The organism is Paludibacterium paludis (assembly GCF_018802605.1).
GTDB classification, from domain to species: Bacteria; Pseudomonadota; Gammaproteobacteria; order Burkholderiales; family Chromobacteriaceae; genus Paludibacterium; species Paludibacterium paludis.
Map to the genome: position 1 here is coordinate 1,149,440 of NZ_CP069161.1, position 19,191 is coordinate 1,168,630.

Consider the following 19,191-nt stretch of genomic DNA (forward strand, 5'->3'; position numbering starts at 1 on the left):
TTAATTGTCTTGAAATCTTCTGATATATTGCAATTCTGATCTGATGCTATGAAGTCTGGAAGTGGGCGGGGAAGTGGATGAATACAAGCAGGTTGTTGATCGTGCGGAGTTATGGTGTGCGCGCCGTGGCCCTCTTTCTTCTGTCCGTGTCAGCTGGTTGGGCATCGGTTGGAGACCGGGGAGTCGTGGTCCCCGATGCCCCGGTGTTCACTGTCGCTTGCGAGAGTCAGCTCGAAACGACCCGACGTCAGATCGCCCGTTTCGAAGAAGGCCGTTTCGATAGCGACCTGATGCGCGCATGGAACCGCATGCTGGTAGATTTGAATGCCGTCTGGCAGCCCGCCAGCCTGTGGGCCACTGTCAGCCCCGATCCTGACTTGCGTCGTGCGGCTGAGAAATGCGATCTTGCGTTCACCTCCCTGTTCAACGAAATCACCCAATCTCCAAAGCTGTATGCGCGGTTCCGAAACTATGTGGCGGTCGATGTCGTGGACCGTTCCGCCCGTGAATCGATCCTGCTCGATTTTGAAAGCAGCGGTGTCAATTTGCCTGCGCCGGCCAGAGGAAAGGCGCTGGCGATTTTTGCCGAAATTGGTCGTTTGCAACAGGCTTTTGCACGCAATCTGCGCGAAAACACCACGCGCCTGGTTTTCACGGAAGAGGAACTCAAAGGGGTGGATCCGGGGTTCCTGGCTGGCGAGCCCAGAGACCGGGAGGGGCGATACCTGATCGGTTTTGACGCGCCGGAGGCCGATGCCGTCATGTCATCGGCCCAGAGCGGTGCTGTCCGGCAGCGCTACAGCTTCGCGCTTAGCCGACGCGGCGGATCCGAGAACCTCGTGCTGCTGAACCGGATCGTTGTGTTGCGCAAGGAGCTGGCGCGTCTGATGGGATATGCCGGTTTCGCCGACTGGGAGTTGCGCTCCCATATGGCCGGCAGCGCCCGCGAGGTCAATAGCTTTCTTGCTGAAATCAAAAAGCGTGTCGAGCAACTGGAGCGCAATGAACTGGACTTGCTGACTTCGGAAAAGGCACGACGGAGCGGCCGGGACGAGGCGCGTCTTGAGCGCTGGGATGTTTCTTATTACCGGGACAGCTACATCGCCTCCCACTACCGGGTGGATGCCAGCGATATTCGCAAGCAGTTCCCGACCGGTGCGACGGTCGATTGGCTGCTGCTGGTGGCCAGTCGGCTGTACGGCCTGGATATCCGGCCTTCCGAGGCGTTGCCGGTCTGGCACGAGGACGTGCGCGGGTACGATGTCTACGACAAAGCCAATACCTGCTACCTCGGATCGTTCTATCTGGATCTTTTCCCGCGGGACGGCAAGCTCAAGCAGGACGCCACCATTGCCTTGCGCAGCGGCAGTCAGATCGAGGGCATTACACCGGTCAGCGTACTGGTTGCCAACTTCAGCCGTGACAATCTCGGCCAGGAAGAACTGTCGACGCTCTTTCACGAGTTCGGGCATGTCATGCACGGGGTGCTGTCGCGGGCGCGTTACCAGGTGAACGCCGGAACCAATGTGAAGATCGACTTTATTGAGGCGCCTTCGCAGATGTTCGAGGAGTGGGTGCGGCGCAAGGAGGCGCTGGCGCTGTTCACCGAGGCTTGTCCGAGCTGCCGTCCGGTGGATCTGGGCGTGGTATCGCGCATGAACGAAGCGCGCCAGTTCGGCCGTGGCATCGAGTATGGTCGTCAGTGGTTGTATGCCGCCTACGACATGTCGCTGGCCGGCGCGCGTCCTGGCGATGCCATGAAAACCTGGAGCGCGATGGAGTCGGCATCGCCTCTGGGGCATGTGGAGGGGACCCAGTTCCCGGGGATTTTCGATCACATTGTCAGCGGGGGCTACGCCGCTGGCTATTACGGCTATATGTGGTCGCAAGTCCTGGCTCTGGATATGTTGTCGGCTTTCGGGGACAACGTGATGGATCCGGTGGTCGGGCTGCGTTTCCGCAAGGAAATCCTGGAAAAAGGCGGGGAAGCGTCCCCTCAGGCACTGGTCAGGGCGTTTCTCGGCAGAGCGCCATCCTCCCAGGCCTTTTTCGCGGAAATCACCGGCCAGCGGCAGATTCCGAGTGTGGCCCAGGCAAGGCGCTGATCCTGGCCGCGCGTTGCAACGGCCGGTCAGTTGTCGGCGATCGGCAGTTGCAACGTCTCTTTGACCTCCTCCATGACCACATAGCTGCGCGATTCGTTGGCCGCCGGCAGTTGCAGCAGAATTTCACCCAGCAGCTTGCGATACATCGACATGTCGGGCAGTCGCGCCTTGATCAGATAGTCAAACTCCCCGGAGACCAGGTGGCATTCCAGAATTTCCGGAATATTGCACACGTCACGCCGGAATGCGTCGAAAATATCTCCCGATTTGGCGGATAGCTTGATCTCGACGAATACCAGCAGCTGAGCGCCCATCGCTTGGGGGTTCAGCCTCGCGTAATACCCTTCGATCACCCCTTCCCGCTCCAGCCGGCGCACCCGCTCGGTGCAGGGCGTGGTGGACAAGCCGATGCGTTCGGCCAGCTCGGTCATCGAGATCCGGCCATGGCTCTGCAGCAATCGGAGAATCTTCAAATCAAGCTTGTCGAGTCTCCGTTCGACAGGTAGATTTTTTTTCATATTTCCCCTGTAAATCAGGATTTTTTCAGATCAATTACCTAGTCGAAAGGTAAATTATAGTCAAAAAAATGCCTTCTGAATGAATATACTAACGGAATTCCCTGATCCAGAAAAACCGGTTTTCAAGCCGGACGCAAACGCAACGTGGAGAGTCTGTTCATGAAGGTGATCGTATTGGGTGGTGGCGTAGTCGGTGTTTCGACCGCTTGGTATCTGGCCAAGGCCGGATGCGAAGTAACAGTCGTCGATCGGGCCGAGTCTGTCGCCATGGAAACCAGTTTTGGCAACGCAGGGCAAATCTCCCCGGGATATTCCGCTCCCTGGGCCGCTCCCGGAATACCGCTAAAAGCCATCAAATGGTTGTTCCAGCGCCATGCCCCGCTGGCGTTCCGCCCGGATGGATCCCTGTACCAACTGCGCTGGATGGCGCAGATGCTGGCTAATTGCAACGAAAAGTCCTATGCCGTCAACAAGGCCCGCATGATGCGTCTGGCCGAATACAGCCGCGACAAAATCCGCGAGTTGCGCGAAGAAACCGGTATCGCCTATGAAGGCCGTCAGGGCGGCACGCTGCAGTTGTTCCGCTCTCAGGCGCAAGTTGACGCCATGCAGAAAGATATCGCCGTGCTTGAAGAGTGCGGCGTGCCGTTCCGCGTTCTCGATCTCGCTGGATGTGCTCAGGTCGAGCCGGCGTTGGCGCGTGTCGGAGACAAGATCAAGGGCGGCTTGCAATTGCCGAACGATGAGACCGGGGACTGCCATCTGTTTACTAGACAGCTCGCCGAGCTGGCCAAAGCTCGTGGCGTGGCATTCCGCCTGGGCGTCAGCGTTGACGGTCTTGAGGTGCGCGGTAATACGGTCACGGCCGTGCGTATCGGGCAGGAGCGGCTCGAGGCGGACCATGTGGTGGTCGCCATGGGCAGTTACTCGCGCGATTTCGTCAAAACGCTCGGCATCGATATCCCGGTTTACCCGGTAAAAGGCTATTCGCTGACCGTGCCCATCACCGATGCGAGCGCCGCTCCGGTGTCCACCATCCTCGATGAAACCTACAAGGTGGCGATTACGCGTTTCGATGACCGGATCCGCGTAGGAGGCATGGCGGAATTGTCGGGTTATAACCTGGATCTCAATCCGCGCCGGCGCGAAACGCTGGAAATGGTGGTGACCGATCTGTATCCGCAAGGCGGGGATGTGGCGTCGGCCTCTTTCTGGACCGGTCTGCGGCCCATGACGCCGGATGGCACGCCGATCATCGGTGGCACGCGATTTGCCAACCTCTCGCTCAATACCGGCCATGGCACCCTGGGCTGGACCATGTCCGCCGGGTCCGGCAAGGTTCTGGCCGACGTGATTACCGGACGTGCACCGGAGATCCGTATCGATGGTCTTTCCTTGCAGCGTTATGCGGCAACCGGCGAAACGCTGGTTGTGCCGTTGTCCACGGCCGGCACGGCAGGGGCGTAAATCATCATGCGTCCATTGCTTGCCACGATCCGGCTGGATCGCTTGAAGCACAATTACCTGCTCGCGCGTCGCTTGCATGGTGGCAAGGCCATCGCGGCGGTGAAGGCCAACGCGTATGGACACGGCGCCGTCGATTGTGCGCGGGCGCTGTCCGGCGTGGCGGACGGCTTTGCCGTGGCATGCCTCGAAGAGGCGGTAGAGTTGCGCGATGCCGGTATCGGTGAACCCATTGTCATGCTTGAAGGCGTTTTCGAGGCCGATGAACTTGAGGTCGTATCGGCTCTCGACCTGTGGCCGGTTGTTCAGAACGACGAGCAACTGGCCATGGTGCTGGCCGCCGATGCGCCGGGGTTGTCCCGTATCTGGCTGAAAATGGACTCGGGCATGCATCGTGCCGGATTCGCGCCGGCCGAGTACGCGGCAAAGCACGCGCAACTGATGGCGAGCGGGCGCGTTGGCAAGATTGTGCGCATGACGCATTTTGCTTGCGCGGACGAGCCGGGTTTGCCGACAACCCAGGCCCAGATCGAAACATTCGACGCGGCATGCCGTGGTTTGCAGGGCGAGGAAAGCCTGGCCAACTCCGCCGCCATCGCCGTTCACCCGCGGGCCCGCCGCGACTGGGGGCGGCCCGGGATCATGCTCTATGGTGCTTCCCCTTTGCCCGAAGGCTGTCCTGAAATGAGCGGACTGCAACCCGTGATGCGTCTGACAAGCCGGGTGTTCGGGGTGCGGGAGTTGCCTCCCGGAGAGGCGGTCGGTTACGGTGCGACATTCACCACGGATCGGCCTACCCGTGTCGGGCTTGTGGCTTGCGGCTACGCCGATGGTTACCCTCGTATCGCGCCTTGTGGCACGCCGGTCGCTGTCGATGGGCTGCGCACCCGTGTGATCGGCCGTGTTTCGATGGATATGATGACCATCGATCTGACGGATTTGCCGTCGGCTGGCATCGGCAGCGAAGTGGAGCTGTGGGGCGATGTCGTGGGTGCCAATGAAGTGGCCGCGAGCGCAGGAACCCTTGGCTATGAAATCCTGTGCAATGTGAAGCGTGCCCGCCGCATCGTGCTGTGATCCGTCCCAGTGAAAACGGCGCACCGGGTGTTGAAACCCGGCGCGCCGTTTTTTTATGCCCGACGCGATCAGTTTTCCGTGCGCGTGGCGGACTGTTCTTTCAGGTAGCTTTCAAGGGCGTGCCCGGCGGAAAGGATGTGGAAACGAATGAAGGCTTCGGCTTCATCGGCTTTCCCGGCCTTGCACAATTCCAGAAGCTGAGTGTGCTCCTGGTGCGCCAGATGCATGGTGCGGGTGAACAGGATCTGCATGCGCGTGTAGCGGTCGGTTTTATTGTGCAGCTGCTCGATGAGCGCAAGGGTGTTGGGACGTCGAGCGCTGCGGTAGAGAGCCAGATGAAAGCGGGAGTTCAATTCTCCCCACTGCCGCACATCGTTGGCCTGCAGAGCTTTCTCGAATTCAGCCAGGGTATCTTCCGCCAGGCGCAGATCGGCCTGGGTTTGACAGGGGATGGAGGCCTTGAGCACCGAGCCTTCCAGCATGGCGCGTATTTCCAGCAGCTCGAGAATGTCGTCGAGCGACAGCTTGGAGACCAGCGCGCCCTTGTGATCGATGATCTGGATCAGGCCCTCGGCCTCCAGCTGGCGCAAGGCTTCGCGCACGGGGACGCGGCTGACGCCATATTCGTTGGATAGCGCTTCCTGGCGCAGCTGTTGGCCATCGGCGAACTCGCCGGACAGGATGCGTTGTCGCAGTGACTCGGTCACGGCGCTGGTCAGCGTCTGGCGCTTGATCGGCTGGAGTATTGTCATAGGTATCGTCGGCCGTCGGTGGGTTCGGTTCGGTAATGCTATTGTCCTTTGATTATACGGTCCCTGCTGTTGCTGACAAGAGCATTGATGACAGTTTGATGGCGTGATCGGGTGTCCGGCCGAAAATGCCACACCCGTGACAATAACTGAAAAAATCGTGCTAAAACAATGATTTTGGTGCTGTGGCGGGATGGCGCGACGATGCTTGATGGCCTGCTTGCGCCGAAAAACGAAAAAGCCCCGTAAAAACGGGGCTTTTTCAAGAATTTGGGGTGGATGATGGGACTCGAACCCACGACAACCGGAATCACAATCCGGGACTCTACCAACTGAGCTACATCCACCACTGAATGACGGTGCAGGATCAAGGCGTGCTGGGGTGGATGATGGGACTCGAACCCACGACAACCGGAATCACAATCCGGGACTCTACCAACTGAGCTACATCCACCACTGATGCTTTGATACTGGCGCGCCCGACAGGATTCGAACCTGTTACCCCCGGCTTAGAAGGCCGGTGCTCTATCCACATGAGCTACGGGCGCTCATGCCGAGGCGCGTCTGGACTGGTCGGGGTGGTGGGATTCGAACTCACGACCCCCTGATCCCAAATCAGGTGCGCTAACCAGGCTGCGCTACACCCCGACGACAGAGTCAGCAACTATACGGATCGAAGCAATATCTGTCAATACCCGTTGAGCGATATGGCTGTTCGATGAGAAAATGGGCAATTTCGCCGGTTGTCTGTCCCGAGGCTTGGCGAGCCGGATAGTTCGAACCGTTGCTAATTGAAGGATTGCGCATGAGCCATGCCAAACACTCCGCGACTCTCTTGATGTCGTGCCCAGATCGCAAGGGCCTGGTCGCCGCGATCGCCAACTTTTTGATGACATATAATGCCAATATCATGCATGCCGACCAGCATCAGGATGTGGCCGAACAGCTGTTCCTGATGCGGGTCGAATGGTCGCTCGACGGTTTTACTTTACCGATGGACGATTTCGCGAAGGCGTTCGCTCCGATCGCCGCCGAGCACAACATGACCTGGAAAGTGTCGCTGTCGTCCCGCAAGCCCCGCATGGCGATTTTTGTGTCGCGCTACGAGCATTGTCTGGCCGACCTGCTGCACCGCTGGCGCATCGGCGAGCTCGACTGCGAGATTCCGCTGATCATTTCGAACCATGAGGATTGCCGGCGCCTGGCCGAGTTCAACGGCATCCCCTTTCACGTCATTCCCGTCAGCCGCGATAACAAGGCCGAGGCCGAGGCGCAGGCATGGCATCTGATGGACGAGGCGGGGATCGACCTGATCGTGCTGGCCCGCTACATGCAGGTGCTTTCCCGCGACTTCGTGACGCGTTATCCGTCGCGCATCATCAATATCCATCACAGTTTCCTTCCCGCTTTCGATGGCGCCAAACCGTATCACCGGGCTTTCGCTCGCGGCGTGAAACTGATCGGTGCGACCAGTCATTACGTGACCGAAGTGCTGGATGACGGTCCGATCATCGAGCAGGAAGTCACACGCATTTCACATCGTGACGATGTGGAGGATCTGATCCAGAAGGGGAGGGATCTGGAAAAAGTCGTGCTGTCGCGCGCCGTACGCTGGCATCTGGATGACCGCATTCTTTCATACAGCAACAAAACGGTGATATTCGATTGAACCCCCTGGCTGCTTTCATCGATGATGTGATCGACTTGGCGAGATTCCGTGTCGCCATGCTCGAGCGTTACCAGTATCCATTCTGGGTGCAGGCTCTGGTGGCATCGGCACTCGGAATCGTGAGCGCGGCCTCCGCTCCGCAGATCGGTCGCCATTACGGCTTGTTCGTTGTCGTGTTCGCCCTGTTCACCTGGCTGTCGGTATGGCTGATGTCCAGGCTTCTTGGCGTGTGGACCCGACTTTGCGGACAGCCGGTGTCACTGCCCCTCACCGGTCTGTTGCTGGGGGCCAATGCGCTCTCGTTCCTGTCACCGCTGACCAGCTGGTTGCCTCAGGATGTGGCCGTCGGATTGCTCATGGTCATGCTGCTCTACCAGATCTGCCTCATCGTCAATGCCATCGCGGTGGTTTCCGGTCTGTCCCGTATCGTGACGCTGCTGGGCTTTGTTCTGGCCACTCCACTGCTCATGCTCCTGATGCTGGGGCCGACGGTGCTCGGCATTCTGGCGCTGGGCTGGTTCTACGGCTTCATTCCGCTTTCCGGCGATATCGCGCAATTTCTGCCCGCCGGCAGGTAATATCCGTCGCCGGATAGCAAACATGGCGGGGAGTGCCCGCCATGTTTTTTGAAGCCGGAGTGGGCGGAGGTTATTACACGTCGACCTTGGCGATGTAACGGGCGAGTCCCAGCATGCCCCTGACCGCGTCGCCCTTGGGGGATTCCTCGGTGCGGAGTCTGGCATAGCGGCGCAGGATGGTCTTGGCCTCGGTGGAGAGTTCGACTTCGGACTCCGGAGAGGAGACGAGGGCGATGCGCTCTATGTGTCCTTGCGGCCTGGCCTGGCCCTGGGCGATCGCCAGATACACCTTGTGCGAGTTCATCGGGGACAGGTGATCGAAAAGATACAGCATCGAATTGATGCGCAGTCCCGTTTCCTCCCTCAGCTTGCGGATCAGCGTCTGCGAACGCAGCTCACCCTTGATGGCCCGGCCACCCGGGAGGTGGTAGCGGCCCCCATGGATGGCCGTCACCAGAACGCCGTCGGGCATCTCGATGATCGCTGTCGCACGCCGGGCGAGGTTGGGGTTCGGGTCGGGACGTTCCCGCCCTTCAGGATGTTGTCTCATGGGAATCGGATCGTTTATTCTGTGAACCAGGAAACCCCGGGTCTCTTGTTCGGACCCGGTGGTAGCAATATTGTAATGGAACATACTGGCATTCGCACGATGAACAGACCCTTTTTTAAAGAGAAAGTTTCGTGCGCAACTGTGCCCCCAATGAGATGGTTAACAACCGAAGGTGGCCGGCCCCGGCCCGGGGGCCTACCAGACGCCGCGTTCCAGTTTCGCGCGCAAGGCCGGGTAATGTCCGGCAAGGAACACCGGGTGGGGTTTTCCCGAGGCGCGCTGGATCTCGAAATCCTTCTGCGCGAGCCGCACGTAACGGCCCAGCAGCAAAATGGCCATCAGATTGATCAGCGCCATGGCCCCCATGGCCAGATCCGCCATATCCCATACCAGGGCGAGGCTCCCCACCGAGCCGAACATGACCATGCCCAGCACCATCAGGCGGAACAGGCGCAGGGTTGTCTTGTTCCGCGTCAGGTATTCGACATTGCCTTCCGCATAGGCGTAATTGCCGAGAATCGATGAAAAGGCGAACAGGAAAATCGCGATGGTCACGACCGCGTTGCCCGGCTGGCCAAACTGCGTTTCGACGGCCTTTTGCGTCAACTGGATGCCGTTCAGTCCGGACTCATGGGCTCCGGTGAGCAGAATGATGGCGGCGGTCGCGGTGCAGAGAATCATGGTATCGACAAAGACGCCGAGCATCTGGATCAGTCCCTGGCTGACCGGGTGGCGGGCGTGGGCTGTCGCCGCGGCATTGGGCGCGGAGCCCATGCCGGCCTCGTTGGAAAACAACCCCCGCTTGATGCCCATCATCATGGCCTGATTCACGGCGTGCCCGGCCACGCCCCCCGCTACCTGGCCGATGCCGAACGCGTGGGTGACGATAAGACGCAACAGATCGGGCAGCGCCGCGCTGTTCATGACGACGATAACCAGAGCCATACCAAGATAGATGAACGCCATGAACGGGACCAGCCATTGAGCCAGTCTGGCGATCGCGCGAATGCCTCCGAAAATCACCGGGGCCGTCGCCAGCACCAGGGCGATCCCCACCAGGCGCGCATCCCAGCCCCAGGCACCGGCCGCGGCGGCGGAGATCGAATTGGCCTGAACCGCATTGAAAACGAGGCCGAAGGCAAGGATCAGCAGAGCGGCGAACACGCCGCCAAGATGTTTCTGACCCAGACCCTGCTTGATGTAATACGCCGGTCCGCCGCGATAGCTGCCGTCCCTGTGACTGACCTTGAACAGCTGTGCCAGCGTCGACTCGGCGAAGGCGCTGCCCATTCCGATAAAGGCGGTGATCCACATCCAGAACACGGCGCCCGGTCCGCCGGCGGCGATGGCGATCGCGACACCCGCCATATTGCCGGTGCCGACCCGGCTTGCCAGACCTGTTGCGAATGCCTGAAAAGGCGTGATGGTGTTCTTCCCCTTGTCGCGCTCGGCGAACATTTCCCGGACGGCCTGCCCAAGCAATCTCAGTTGGATAACCCGGGTGCGCAGAGTGAAGAAAACACCAGTTGCGATCAGCAAATAGATGAGGATGTGGCCCCAGAGAACCGAGTTGCCCTGGATGATGAGTGCGTGCAGATACTGCATGAATGTCCTTTTCCGTCGGTTTTGAGGGAAGTTTTCGGGGATAGGGGGAATGATCCGTGTTCCCGATGGACATTGCGGATGTGTGATGGTTCTGCTTTTGTTTTTTTTTGCGGAAAACCCGTACGAAATGGCGGGAGACGGGACGGAAGCCGCCCCCGTCCGGTATTACTCGCCGTCGTCCAGGGACTGACGCAGCGATTCGAAGAACGAGTGGATCCGCCCGATCGAATCGGACAGGGCGGCGAGCCACTCTTCGCGGCGGGCCGGGTCGTCTCCGATGAACGGCCGCATTTCCGGATCGGGATGGTGTTCGAACGCCAGCGCCATGATCGGGGCCAGCGCGTCGGCGTGATCGGTATCGTCGAAAAGCAGTCCCCAGTCGTCGTTGAAAAGCGCCATGCCTTCCATGAAACCTTGCGCCCACTCGTTGCCGGCATGGTCGCCGTCGTCAAGCCAGGGCAAAACCGGCTCCGCGCTTTTGAGCGTGTGGGCGATATCCAGCCAATGCCCCATCAGGAGACTGACGAATCGTTCCAGGGATTTGACGGAAGGAAAGGCGTCTTCGTCATCGAATGCCTCGCCGAGAATGGCCGGCAGACAATCCTGCGGTTTGAGCGGCTCGGGACCGGCGAGCAGTGCCGTGAAAAAACCGTCCAGCCGCTCCAGATTCATGGCGCCTTGCGCCTGAAAGCGTGCCAGGGTATCGCTCAGTGTCTGGTAGTCTTTGTCGGAAAGCGGAGTGTGGCTCATGATGGCTGGCCGTCGGATAAAAGCGCCATTATCCGCCAAATCCGGCAAGGGCAGGCATCACTTTTTCCTGAAAGCGCAAAATCCGGGGCGCGGACCGATTTTCGGATGATTGCGGCAGGTATCCGGCCGTTTGTCGTAGATCGTGCAGCGCCGGCTGCCCGGATCGAGGTAGCGGCACTCGCCATTGGCACGCCGTGTCAGGGTGAACAGGCAACGCTTGTGGTTGAAATGCTCGATGATGCCCTGGCGGGCCAAGCGTTTCGCCAGGCGACGAGGCTCCTCTTCCAGGTCGAAGGGGTCAAGGACGCCCATGCGTACGAGGTCCGGCAAGCGGACCTCGACAGGCAGGCTGCAGCAGCTGGCCGCGCAGCTGTCACATAAAAAACTCTTGAAACGGACCCAGGTTTCGGTCCGGTCGATATCGGCGCTCATGGCAAGGCAGGGTGTCTACGGTGGAGGTGCGACTCTACCACGATGCGCCGGTTTCGTGCGGCGTCACCCCTCCTGACGCGCCGGTTTTCCGGCGAAAAGCGCCGGGTAGCCGGCCGGGTCGAAACGTCTTGCCATGAACAGCATGAGCACGGTGACGGCGGCGAGCATCAGCCAGGCGCCGGCGAACCCCCGCGTCGTGTCGCGGATGATACCGGCGGCAAGGGGCGAGAGCGAGGCGAGTGTGTAACCTGCGCCCTGGACGAACGCCGCGAGCCGCCCGGCGTGCGCCGGATCCGGCAGGTGGTCGAGCGTGACGATCAGCGTCAGCGGGAAGATCCCGCCAATGCCGAAGCCGAGCAGCACGATCCACAAATACGCCAGAGCGCCTTGCGTCAGAATCAGCCCGGCGAAGCCGACGATCACGCCGACCAGCGCCGCCAATACCACAGGACGGCGATCCGGCGAACGGGAAGCCAGCGCTGGCAGGACCAGGCCCGACACCACTTCGGCCCCGGTGAGTAATGCCAGCATCAACCCGGCATGCGTTTTGCCGTAGCCCAACTCAACGAAATAGGGCGGGAGCCAGGCCAGTACGCAGGTATAGGAGGCGGTACCCAGACCGAAGAAAACGCCGAGACTCCAGGCGCGCGGATGCCGCGCCATGCCCGTGTCGCGAATGGGGGTGGCGACGACGGGACGGTTGCCGACCTCATCGCGGATCATGAACCATGCGGCCAGTCCCAGCGCCGCAAGGGCGGACCAGGACGCCAGCGCGCCTTGCCAACTGCCGGCGAGGCGTTCCGCGGCGGGCGAGAGGGCGGCGGCCAGCGCCGCACCGCTCATGATGGCCGTCACATAAAGCCCCATCGGCAAGGCCACTTTCTCGGGAAAATGGCGTTTGACGATCCCCGGCAGCACGGCTTGAACGACCGCGATGCCGGCTCCCGCCGAAATGGCGGTGAGAATGAGCGGCAACGGGCCGCCGGCCCATAGCCGGGCGAGGTTGGAGACACCGATCAGGGTCAGCGACGCGGCAACGGTGCGGTGTTCTCCGTAGCGCGCGGCGAGGCGGGAACCCGTGTTCATCGCCAGGCCCATCGCCAGCACGGGCAGCAGGGTCAGGAGCGAGAGCAGGCTGTAGCTCAGGGGAATGGTGTGCCGGATCGAGTCAAGCAACGGCCCGATGGCCGCCATGGCGGGACGCAGGTTGAGGCCGGCAAGAATCAGGGCGAGGGCCAGCTTCACTGAGCGGGCGCGCGACGGCGGGGGGGAGTGGCTCATGGTGTGGTCCAGAAACGTATGGATCTCCATTGGAGCCAAACGGGAAATTCACATCAAATTGAATATTTAAAATGAGTATTTGTAAATATTAATGGGATAAACGCTCCCGCCGGCATTCCGGCCGGGAGCGTCTGCATCGGTCGTTACGCGCCGGATCCGTCCGATTCGCGGCCTTCGCGATCCGCGGTGCGCTTGTCGTAGTAGTCCTTGTTGGCCAGATAGTGCTGGTAACGGGCCTCCTTCTTGGCGGCGCTTTCGGCCAACTGCCGGGCTTTCTCCTCGGCGTCGGCTTTCTTCTTCGCTTCCTTGGCCGCTTTTGATGCCTGGCGGCGCGCCTCTTCGGCGGCCTCGATCGCGGCCATTTCCTCGCGGCTCTTGGCCGGGCCGGTTTTCTCGAACCAGGCGACGGACTCCACGTGGGCGGTGTGCGGGAACATATTGATGATGCCCGCGGACTTGAGGGTGTAGCCCTTCAGGTGCACCAGGATGCCGGCATCTCGGGCCAGCGTGGCCGGATTGCAGGAGACGTAGACGATCCGCTTGGGGGCGGTGTCGTCGGTGATCGCCTTCAGAAGCTGCACGGCGCCATCGCGCGGGGGGTCGACGAGCATCTTGTCGAAGCGGCCAAGAGCGGCGAACGATTCCTCCGTGACCTCGAAGAGGTTGGCCATCTCGTAGCTGACGCGATCCTCAAGACCGTTGTGCGTAGCGTTCTCGACCGCGCGTCGCACCAGCGCCTCGCTGCCTTCCATGCCGTGCACGGTGGCGCCGCTGCGGGCGATCGGCAACGTGAAGTTGCCGATGCCGCAGAACATGTCGGCGATGCGCTCGCCCGGCTGCGGATCGAGCAGTTTGAGCGCCCGCGCGACCATGACCGCGTTGATGCGCGGATTGACCTGGGTGAATTCGGTCGGATAGTAGGGCATCTCGACGGCGAACTCCGGGATGGTGTAGGTCAGGCGCGGCGCATCCATGGGATAGATCGGATAACAGGAGTCCGGGCCGTGCGGCTGCAGCCAGATCTGCAGGGGCCGGCCGGGCCGGCCGTGGCGATCCGAGAAGGCCTTGAGCAATGCTTCGTCACCGCTCGTGATGGCGTCCATGTTGCGGAATACCAGTACATCGACCTTTTCACCGACCGCGAGTTCGACCTGCGGCATGCGCTCCTTGATCGACAGCCGGACGATCAGCTCGCGCAGCGGCAGGATCATGTCGGAAATGTGCGGCGGCAGAATGTGGCATTCGCTCATTTCGGCGATATAGCTGGAGCGCTTTTCGTGGAAACCGACCAGCACGCCGCCTTTCTTTTCCACAAAACGTGCCGACAGGCGCGCCCGGTGGCGGTAGCCCCAGGCCGGCCCCGCGATGGGCGGCAGCATCTGTTCGGCGCGCACCTTGCCGATGTGCTTGAGATTGTCTTCCAGCACGCGCTGCTTGATGGCGACCTGGCCGGTGAATTCCACATGCTGCATTGAACAGCCGCCGCACACGTCGAAATGGGGGCAACGGGGTTTGGCGCGCAGGAAACTCTCCCGCAGCACCATGGTCGTATCCGCTTGCTCGTAGGTGGGCTTTTTGCGGTAAGCCCTGTATAGTACTTTTTCGTAGGGCAGGGCGCCGTCGATGAAAAGGGTCTTGCCCTCGACGCGCGCGACCCCGCGGCCCTCGTGGTCCAGAGACTCCACCAGGGCAATCGTTTGGGACGAATTCATGTTTTCTCGTCAAATCAACCACTAAAGATGGGATTTTCTCAAAAAGCGGCGTATTGCGCAGAGGTTTTTTGTTGCCACCCGGAATTATGAAGTCAAAACACGCGTTCCTGGCCGGAGTCGGCCTTGTCTGTCTGTCCATCGCCGCGCGAGCCGGTGGTACTATTCCCATGCCCGATGTGACCGTCAATGATGCAGGGCGGCATGTCGTCATCAATCTGCCGCAAACCCGGCTTTTCCTTTTCGACAAGGGACAACTGGTCAGGACATTTCCCGTCGCCGTCGGCAAGATGCTGACGCGCACGCCCACCGGCTCGTTCGAAGTGACTGGTATCTATCGCGATCCGGCGTGGCACGTGCCGCGCTCCATCCAGGAAGAGATGCGCGCGCGCGGCAAGCCGGTTCAGACCGTCGTGCCTCCCGGCGCCGACAATCCGCTGGGACGGATGTTCATCCGCTTCGGGGAACCGGGGCTCGGACTTGGCATCCATGGCACCAATGCGCCGGGCAGCGTGCCCGGATTCCGCAGCCACGGATGCGTGCGGATGAAAAACGAGGATGTGCTGGCGTTGGGCGGCATCGTTTCGCCCGGCACCGAGGTGACCGTGACCTATCAGACCGTTCTGCTCAACACCGACGGCAACGGCGATTTGTGGTTGACGGTCTACCACAATCTTTATCAGCACGACGACGTGTCGATGCGCCTGCTTGCCGATACCCTGCTGGCCTGGCAGAAGGATAATGGCCGCACGTTGTACGGCAAACGGGTCGATGACGCGTTGCGCGAGCGCTCCGGTCGTCCCGTTTGCCTCAGTTGCGCGCAACCCCGCCCCGCGAAAACCGATGCGAACTGGGCCGCACTGCGCTGGCTTTCCACGCCGTCGCGCGAGGAAGGGCCCGCGACGGTCACGGCGCCGATTCCCGGCGAGCGCGGCAGCGCGCGCCAGAGTCTCGCCCCGCAACGCCTGTCGCGCAGCTGACGCTCAGCTTCTCCTGGCGAGCTCCGCGACCCTGAGAAGGGCGCGCTGGTAGGCGTCCGTCCAGGGGTAGCAGCCGGACAGGCGCAGGCAGTTGCGGTAACGGCCGCGCGCCGAATACATGACTCCCGGCACGACCGTGATGCGTTCGGCGAGCAGAATTCGGAACATCTCCAGCGTATCCGCGCCACCAGGCAGCTCCACCCACAGCAGGCACCCGCCCGATGGCGCCGTCGCTCCGGTTCCTCCCGGAAAATGTGTGGCGACGAACCCTCTGAGGCGGTCGATCTGTTCCTTGTAGTGACGTCTGAGCAGACGCAGATGATGGTCGTACCCACCCGTTTCCAGGTAGTCCGCCAGCGTTTCCTCCAGCAGCCGCGGTTGCGCGAGGGAGCTGGCGAACTTCAGCCGCATGACGTCGCTGCGGTAACGGCCGGCGGCCAGCCAGCCGATCCGGAATCCCGGGGCCAGTGTTTTGCTGTAGCTGGAGCACAGCAGCACCCAGCCGTCGGTATCGAAGGCCTTGACCGCGTCGGGGGGCGATGCGCCATAAAACAGATCGGCGTGCGGCGCGTCCTCGATCAACGGAATCCGGTAGTCGTTGACCAGCCGGGCCAGACGTTTTTTGGCATCCAGGGGCATGGTGCTGCCCAGCGGGTTGTGTACGGTCGGCATCGCGACGATGGCGTTGAGGCGTTTTTCGGAAAGCAGCATCTCCAGCGCGTCCAGCGACATGCCGGTATCCGGATGTGTCGGGATTTCGATGGTTGAAAGGCCAAGGCTTTTGAACAGGGGCAGCAGCGCGAAATAGGTCGGCGATTCGAGTCCGACAGTGTCCCCGTGCTTGCACACCGCGCGCAGCGCCAGCTGCAGCGCTTCCGTGCAACCGTTGGTGATCAGGATATCGTCGGCGGACAGCACGCACCCCCAACTGACCGTGCGTTGCGCAATCTGTCGCCGAAGCCGTTCAGAACCGGGTGGGAAAGGGTAGTCGGTGGCGAGTTCGGGGTGCTGCCGGACCAGCCGGTTGAGGGTGTGCTTGAAGCGTGTTGTCGGGTAAAAGTCGCTGCCGCGGGGGCTGGCCAGCGACAGGTCGATGTACCCCTCCATGGCCTGGGCTGTCATCACCGCTTCGATGGTGTCGACCACCTCGCCGGAAGGGCTCGCCACACTCTGCCTCCTCATGCGTGGCAACGGCAGCGCCGCCGCGGGTTTTTTGACGTAAAAGCCCGACTGGGGGCGGGCTTCGATATAGCCGCGGTCCTCGAGCGCCCGGTAGGCCATCAGGATGGTGGACGGACTGACCTTGTGCATCTTGCAGGCCTTGCGCACCGAAGGCATGCGCTCTCCTTCGACGATCACGCCGTTTTGGATCAGCGTGATCCACTCCTGGATCAGTTGCTGGTACAGCGGTTCACCTGTCATGGCCGGATCTCTCCTGTCGGGTGCGATACAATTTTCGTCCATTTGTACCATAACAGTTTTACAATAACCAAACTGTTATGGTCTCAATTGATATTTTTTGCGTCTGTTATGGACCGGGCGGGGCCGTTAAAATGCCCCCCATCAATGTTTTCTCAAGGATGGACCGATGAATTTCCTGGCGCTGATCATGTATCTGGTCATCATGGGCATCACGCCCGGCCCGAACAATCTCGTGCTGGCTTCCTCGGGTGTCAACTTCGGCTTTTCTCGTACCGTTCCCGCGCTGATGGGCATGGCGCTGGGGCTGGGTGTGCAGGTCGGCGCCATTACCCTGCTGCTGGGCAGCCTGGTCGCCTGGATCACCGCCATCCAGATCTGGCTGGCGCTGGCCGGCTGTCTTTATCTTTTGTGGCTGGCCTGGGGCATGGCGCATGCCGGTCGGCCCGGAGAGGCGAGAGCCGCGCGGCCCATCGGTTTTGTCGGAGGGGTACTGTTCAACTGGCTCAATCCCAAGGTGTGGCTGATGGGATTCAATATCACCATGGTGTTCCTGCCGTCCGGCATGGATCCCTGGCGCGCCGCGCTGCTGTTTTCCGTGGCGACGTTCGCCACCTCATTGCCGTGCATCGCGGTCTGGGCCGGCGGTGGCGTGGTGATCGCCCGCTTCCTGCACAGCCCGTTGCGTCTGCGCGCGTTCAATTGCACGATGGCGGCGATGCTGACGGCGACCGCGGTATGGCTCTTGGTGCAAATGCTGCCGGCCGATTCCTTCGCGGCGATCCAGGGCATGGTGTGATATCGCTTCGAGACCGATTTGCGGGCGTTCCGGCCGGCGACTACAATAAGCCTCCCTAGCATTGGCTTTCTATACCCTACCGATCATGATCCGTACCCGATTCGCCCCGAGCCCCACCGGCTTCCTGCACATTGGCGGTGTGCGCACCGCACTGTTTTCCTGGGCCTACGCCCGCAAGAACAACGGCACCTTCGTGCTGCGCATCGAAGACACGGATCTTGAACGTTCCACGCCCGAATCGGTCAAGGCCATTCTGGACGGCATGAACTGGGTGGGGCTTGCCCACGATGAAGGTCCGTTCTACCAGACCCGGCGCTTCGACCGTTACAAGGAAGTGATCGCTACCCTGCTGGATAGTGGGCATGCCTACTACTGTTACAGCTCCAAGGAGGAGCTGGACGCCATGCGAGCCGAGCAGGAGGCGCGTGGCGAGAAACCGCGCTACGACCGCCGCTGGCGTCCCGAGCCGGGCAAGACCCTGCCCGCCGTGCCGGAGGGCGTGACCCCCGTGGTGCGTTTCCGCACCCCGCTTGACGGAACCGTGGCGTGGGACGACGCGGTCAAGGGCCGCATCGAGATCCGCAACGAAGAACTCGATGACCTGATCATCGCCCGCGGCGACGGCAGCCCGACCTACAATTTCTGCGTGGTGGTCGACGACTGGGACATGCGCATCACCCACGTGATCCGCGGCGATGACCACGTGAACAACACGCCACGCCAGATCAACATCCTGAAGGCGCTGGGCGCGCCGCTGCCGGTGTACGGTCACCTGCCGATGATCCTCAACGCCGACGGCCAGAAAATGTCCAAGCGCCGCGACGCGGTGAGCGTGGTCGACTACGCCGATCAAGGCATTCTTCCCGAGGCCCTGCTCAATTACCTCGCGCGTCTTGGCTGGGGGCATGGCGACGACGAGTTCTTCGACATGACGCAGTTCGTCGAATGGTTCGAGCTGTCTGATGTGAGTCCGTCCCCGTCGCGCTTTAACCGCGAAAAACTCCTCTGGCTCAATGCGCTGCACATCAAGGCGGCCGATCCGGCGCGTCTTGCCGGCCTGATCTCCCCGCGTCTTGCCGCGGCCGGTATCGATCCGTCGTCCGGTCCGGCCCTGTCTGATGTCGTCACGCTGCTGCGCGACCGGGTCCAGGATCTGAACGCGCTGGCGGATGAGGCCGACTATTTTTACCGCAAGCGCCAACCGTCCGCCGAGGATGTGGCCAAGCACCTGCCCGACGGCGCGAAAGAACGCATGGAGCGTTTCGCCGCGCAACTGGCCGCGCTCGATGACTGGAGCGCGGAGGCGATCCATGGGCTGTTCAAGCCGTTCTGCGCGGAAGAAGGCGTCAAGATGGGACAACTTGGCATGCCGTTGCGCGTGCTGGTGTGCGGCACGACCCAGACTCCGTCGGTGGATGCCGTGCTGGCCTTGATCGGCAAGGATGAAGTGCTGCGTCGTCTTCACGCGGCGTGATGGTGGTCCGGCCCGGCGACGGGCCGGTGATG

17 protein-coding genes and 4 tRNA genes are annotated in these 19,191 nt (G+C 61.3%); 8 read left to right on the top strand and 13 right to left on the bottom strand.

Annotated elements, in window-relative coordinates:
- Window positions 1-77 precede the first annotated feature (77 nt).
- A complete protein-coding gene (locus JNO50_RS05205) occupies window positions 78-2,105 on the top strand; it encodes a M3 family metallopeptidase (RefSeq protein WP_189532274.1) in 2,028 nt (675 codons plus the stop codon).
- A gap of 26 nt (window positions 2,106-2,131) precedes the next feature.
- Here the strand turns inward: JNO50_RS05205 and JNO50_RS05210 are convergent, their stop codons facing one another.
- Window positions 2,132-2,623: a winged helix-turn-helix transcriptional regulator gene (locus tag JNO50_RS05210; RefSeq protein WP_189532276.1), complete on the bottom strand. Its 492-nt coding sequence runs from the start codon at window positions 2,621-2,623 to the stop codon at window positions 2,132-2,134.
- 159 nt (window positions 2,624-2,782) lie between these two features.
- On the opposite strand from JNO50_RS05210, the gene JNO50_RS05215 reads away from it, so the two are divergent.
- Together JNO50_RS05215 and alr are read left to right on the top strand one after the other, a co-directional pair.
- A complete protein-coding gene (locus JNO50_RS05215) occupies window positions 2,783-4,090 on the top strand; it encodes a D-amino acid dehydrogenase (protein ID WP_189532278.1) in 1,308 nt (435 codons plus the stop codon).
- 6 nt (window positions 4,091-4,096) lie between these two features.
- Window positions 4,097-5,164, top strand: a complete 1,068-nt coding sequence (alr, locus tag JNO50_RS05220) for an alanine racemase (protein WP_189532280.1) — start codon at window positions 4,097-4,099, stop codon at window positions 5,162-5,164.
- 68 nt (window positions 5,165-5,232) lie between these two features.
- Here the strand turns inward: alr and JNO50_RS05225 are convergent, their stop codons facing one another.
- From JNO50_RS05225 to JNO50_RS05245, 5 genes are all read right to left on the bottom strand, one after another.
- Window positions 5,233-5,916: a GntR family transcriptional regulator gene (locus tag JNO50_RS05225; RefSeq protein WP_189532282.1), complete on the bottom strand. Its 684-nt coding sequence runs from the start codon at window positions 5,914-5,916 to the stop codon at window positions 5,233-5,235.
- 268 nt (window positions 5,917-6,184) lie between these two features.
- Window positions 6,185-6,260 (bottom strand) — tRNA-His (locus JNO50_RS05230).
- Between the two features lie 31 nt (window positions 6,261-6,291).
- Window positions 6,292-6,367 (bottom strand) — tRNA-His (locus tag JNO50_RS05235).
- 17 nt (window positions 6,368-6,384) lie between these two features.
- Window positions 6,385-6,461, bottom strand: a tRNA-Arg gene (locus JNO50_RS05240).
- A gap of 22 nt (window positions 6,462-6,483) precedes the next feature.
- Window positions 6,484-6,561, bottom strand: a tRNA-Pro gene (locus tag JNO50_RS05245).
- 157 nt (window positions 6,562-6,718) lie between these two features.
- Between JNO50_RS05245 and purU the strand changes: the two genes are divergently transcribed.
- Both purU and JNO50_RS05255 read left to right on the top strand, forming a co-directional pair.
- A complete protein-coding gene (gene purU, locus JNO50_RS05250; RefSeq protein WP_189532283.1) occupies window positions 6,719-7,582 on the top strand; it encodes a formyltetrahydrofolate deformylase in 864 nt (287 codons plus the stop codon).
- Complete coding sequence (locus JNO50_RS05255; RefSeq protein WP_189532284.1) at window positions 7,579-8,160, top strand: hypothetical protein; 582 nt, start codon at window positions 7,579-7,581, stop codon at window positions 8,158-8,160. Before purU ends, JNO50_RS05255 begins: the two co-directional genes overlap by 4 nt.
- A 73-nt stretch (window positions 8,161-8,233) precedes the next feature.
- Here the strand turns inward: JNO50_RS05255 and JNO50_RS05260 are convergent, their stop codons facing one another.
- The 6 genes from JNO50_RS05260 to rlmD all read right to left on the bottom strand — a co-directional run bounded on the left by JNO50_RS05260 (window position 8,234) and on the right by rlmD (window position 14,490).
- Window positions 8,234-8,710: an NUDIX domain-containing protein gene (locus JNO50_RS05260; RefSeq protein WP_189532286.1), complete on the bottom strand. Its 477-nt coding sequence runs from the start codon at window positions 8,708-8,710 to the stop codon at window positions 8,234-8,236.
- 195 nt (window positions 8,711-8,905) lie between these two features.
- Window positions 8,906-10,315 (bottom strand): alanine/glycine:cation symporter family protein, encoded by a 1,410-nt coding sequence (locus tag JNO50_RS05265; RefSeq protein WP_189532288.1) that lies wholly within the window; start codon window positions 10,313-10,315, stop codon window positions 8,906-8,908.
- A 165-nt stretch (window positions 10,316-10,480) separates the two neighbouring features.
- Window positions 10,481-11,065: a UPF0149 family protein gene (locus JNO50_RS05270; RefSeq protein WP_189532290.1), complete on the bottom strand. Its 585-nt coding sequence runs from the start codon at window positions 11,063-11,065 to the stop codon at window positions 10,481-10,483.
- Window positions 11,066-11,122: 57 nt separating this feature from the next.
- Window positions 11,123-11,497 (bottom strand): YkgJ family cysteine cluster protein, encoded by a 375-nt coding sequence (locus tag JNO50_RS05275; RefSeq protein WP_189532292.1) that lies wholly within the window; start codon window positions 11,495-11,497, stop codon window positions 11,123-11,125.
- 63 nt (window positions 11,498-11,560) lie between these two features.
- Complete coding sequence (locus JNO50_RS05280) at window positions 11,561-12,778, bottom strand: cyanate transporter (protein WP_189532294.1); 1,218 nt, start codon at window positions 12,776-12,778, stop codon at window positions 11,561-11,563.
- Window positions 12,779-12,921: 143 nt separating this feature from the next.
- The gene (rlmD, locus tag JNO50_RS05285; protein WP_189532301.1) at window positions 12,922-14,490 is read right to left on the bottom strand and encodes a 23S rRNA (uracil(1939)-C(5))-methyltransferase RlmD; all 1,569 of its coding nucleotides are present in this window, start codon (window positions 14,488-14,490) and stop codon (window positions 12,922-12,924) included.
- An 86-nt stretch (window positions 14,491-14,576) separates the two neighbouring features.
- Between rlmD and JNO50_RS05290 the strand changes: the two genes are divergently transcribed.
- Entirely contained in the window at window positions 14,577-15,467 is an 891-nt protein-coding gene (locus JNO50_RS05290) for a L,D-transpeptidase (protein WP_189532303.1), read from the top strand.
- Window positions 15,468-15,470: 3 nt separating this feature from the next.
- On the opposite strand, the gene JNO50_RS05295 is transcribed toward JNO50_RS05290, so the two are convergent.
- Entirely contained in the window at window positions 15,471-16,889 is a 1,419-nt protein-coding gene (locus tag JNO50_RS05295; RefSeq protein WP_189532305.1) for an aminotransferase-like domain-containing protein, read from the bottom strand.
- Window positions 16,890-17,055: 166 nt separating this feature from the next.
- On the opposite strand from JNO50_RS05295, the gene JNO50_RS05300 reads away from it, so the two are divergent.
- Together JNO50_RS05300 and gltX are read left to right on the top strand one after the other, a co-directional pair.
- Window positions 17,056-17,685: a LysE family translocator gene (locus JNO50_RS05300; RefSeq protein WP_189532307.1), complete on the top strand. Its 630-nt coding sequence runs from the start codon at window positions 17,056-17,058 to the stop codon at window positions 17,683-17,685.
- A gap of 82 nt (window positions 17,686-17,767) precedes the next feature.
- Complete coding sequence (gene gltX, locus JNO50_RS05305) at window positions 17,768-19,159, top strand: glutamate--tRNA ligase (protein ID WP_189532545.1); 1,392 nt, start codon at window positions 17,768-17,770, stop codon at window positions 19,157-19,159.
- The last annotated feature ends 32 nt before the right edge of the window (window positions 19,160-19,191 follow it).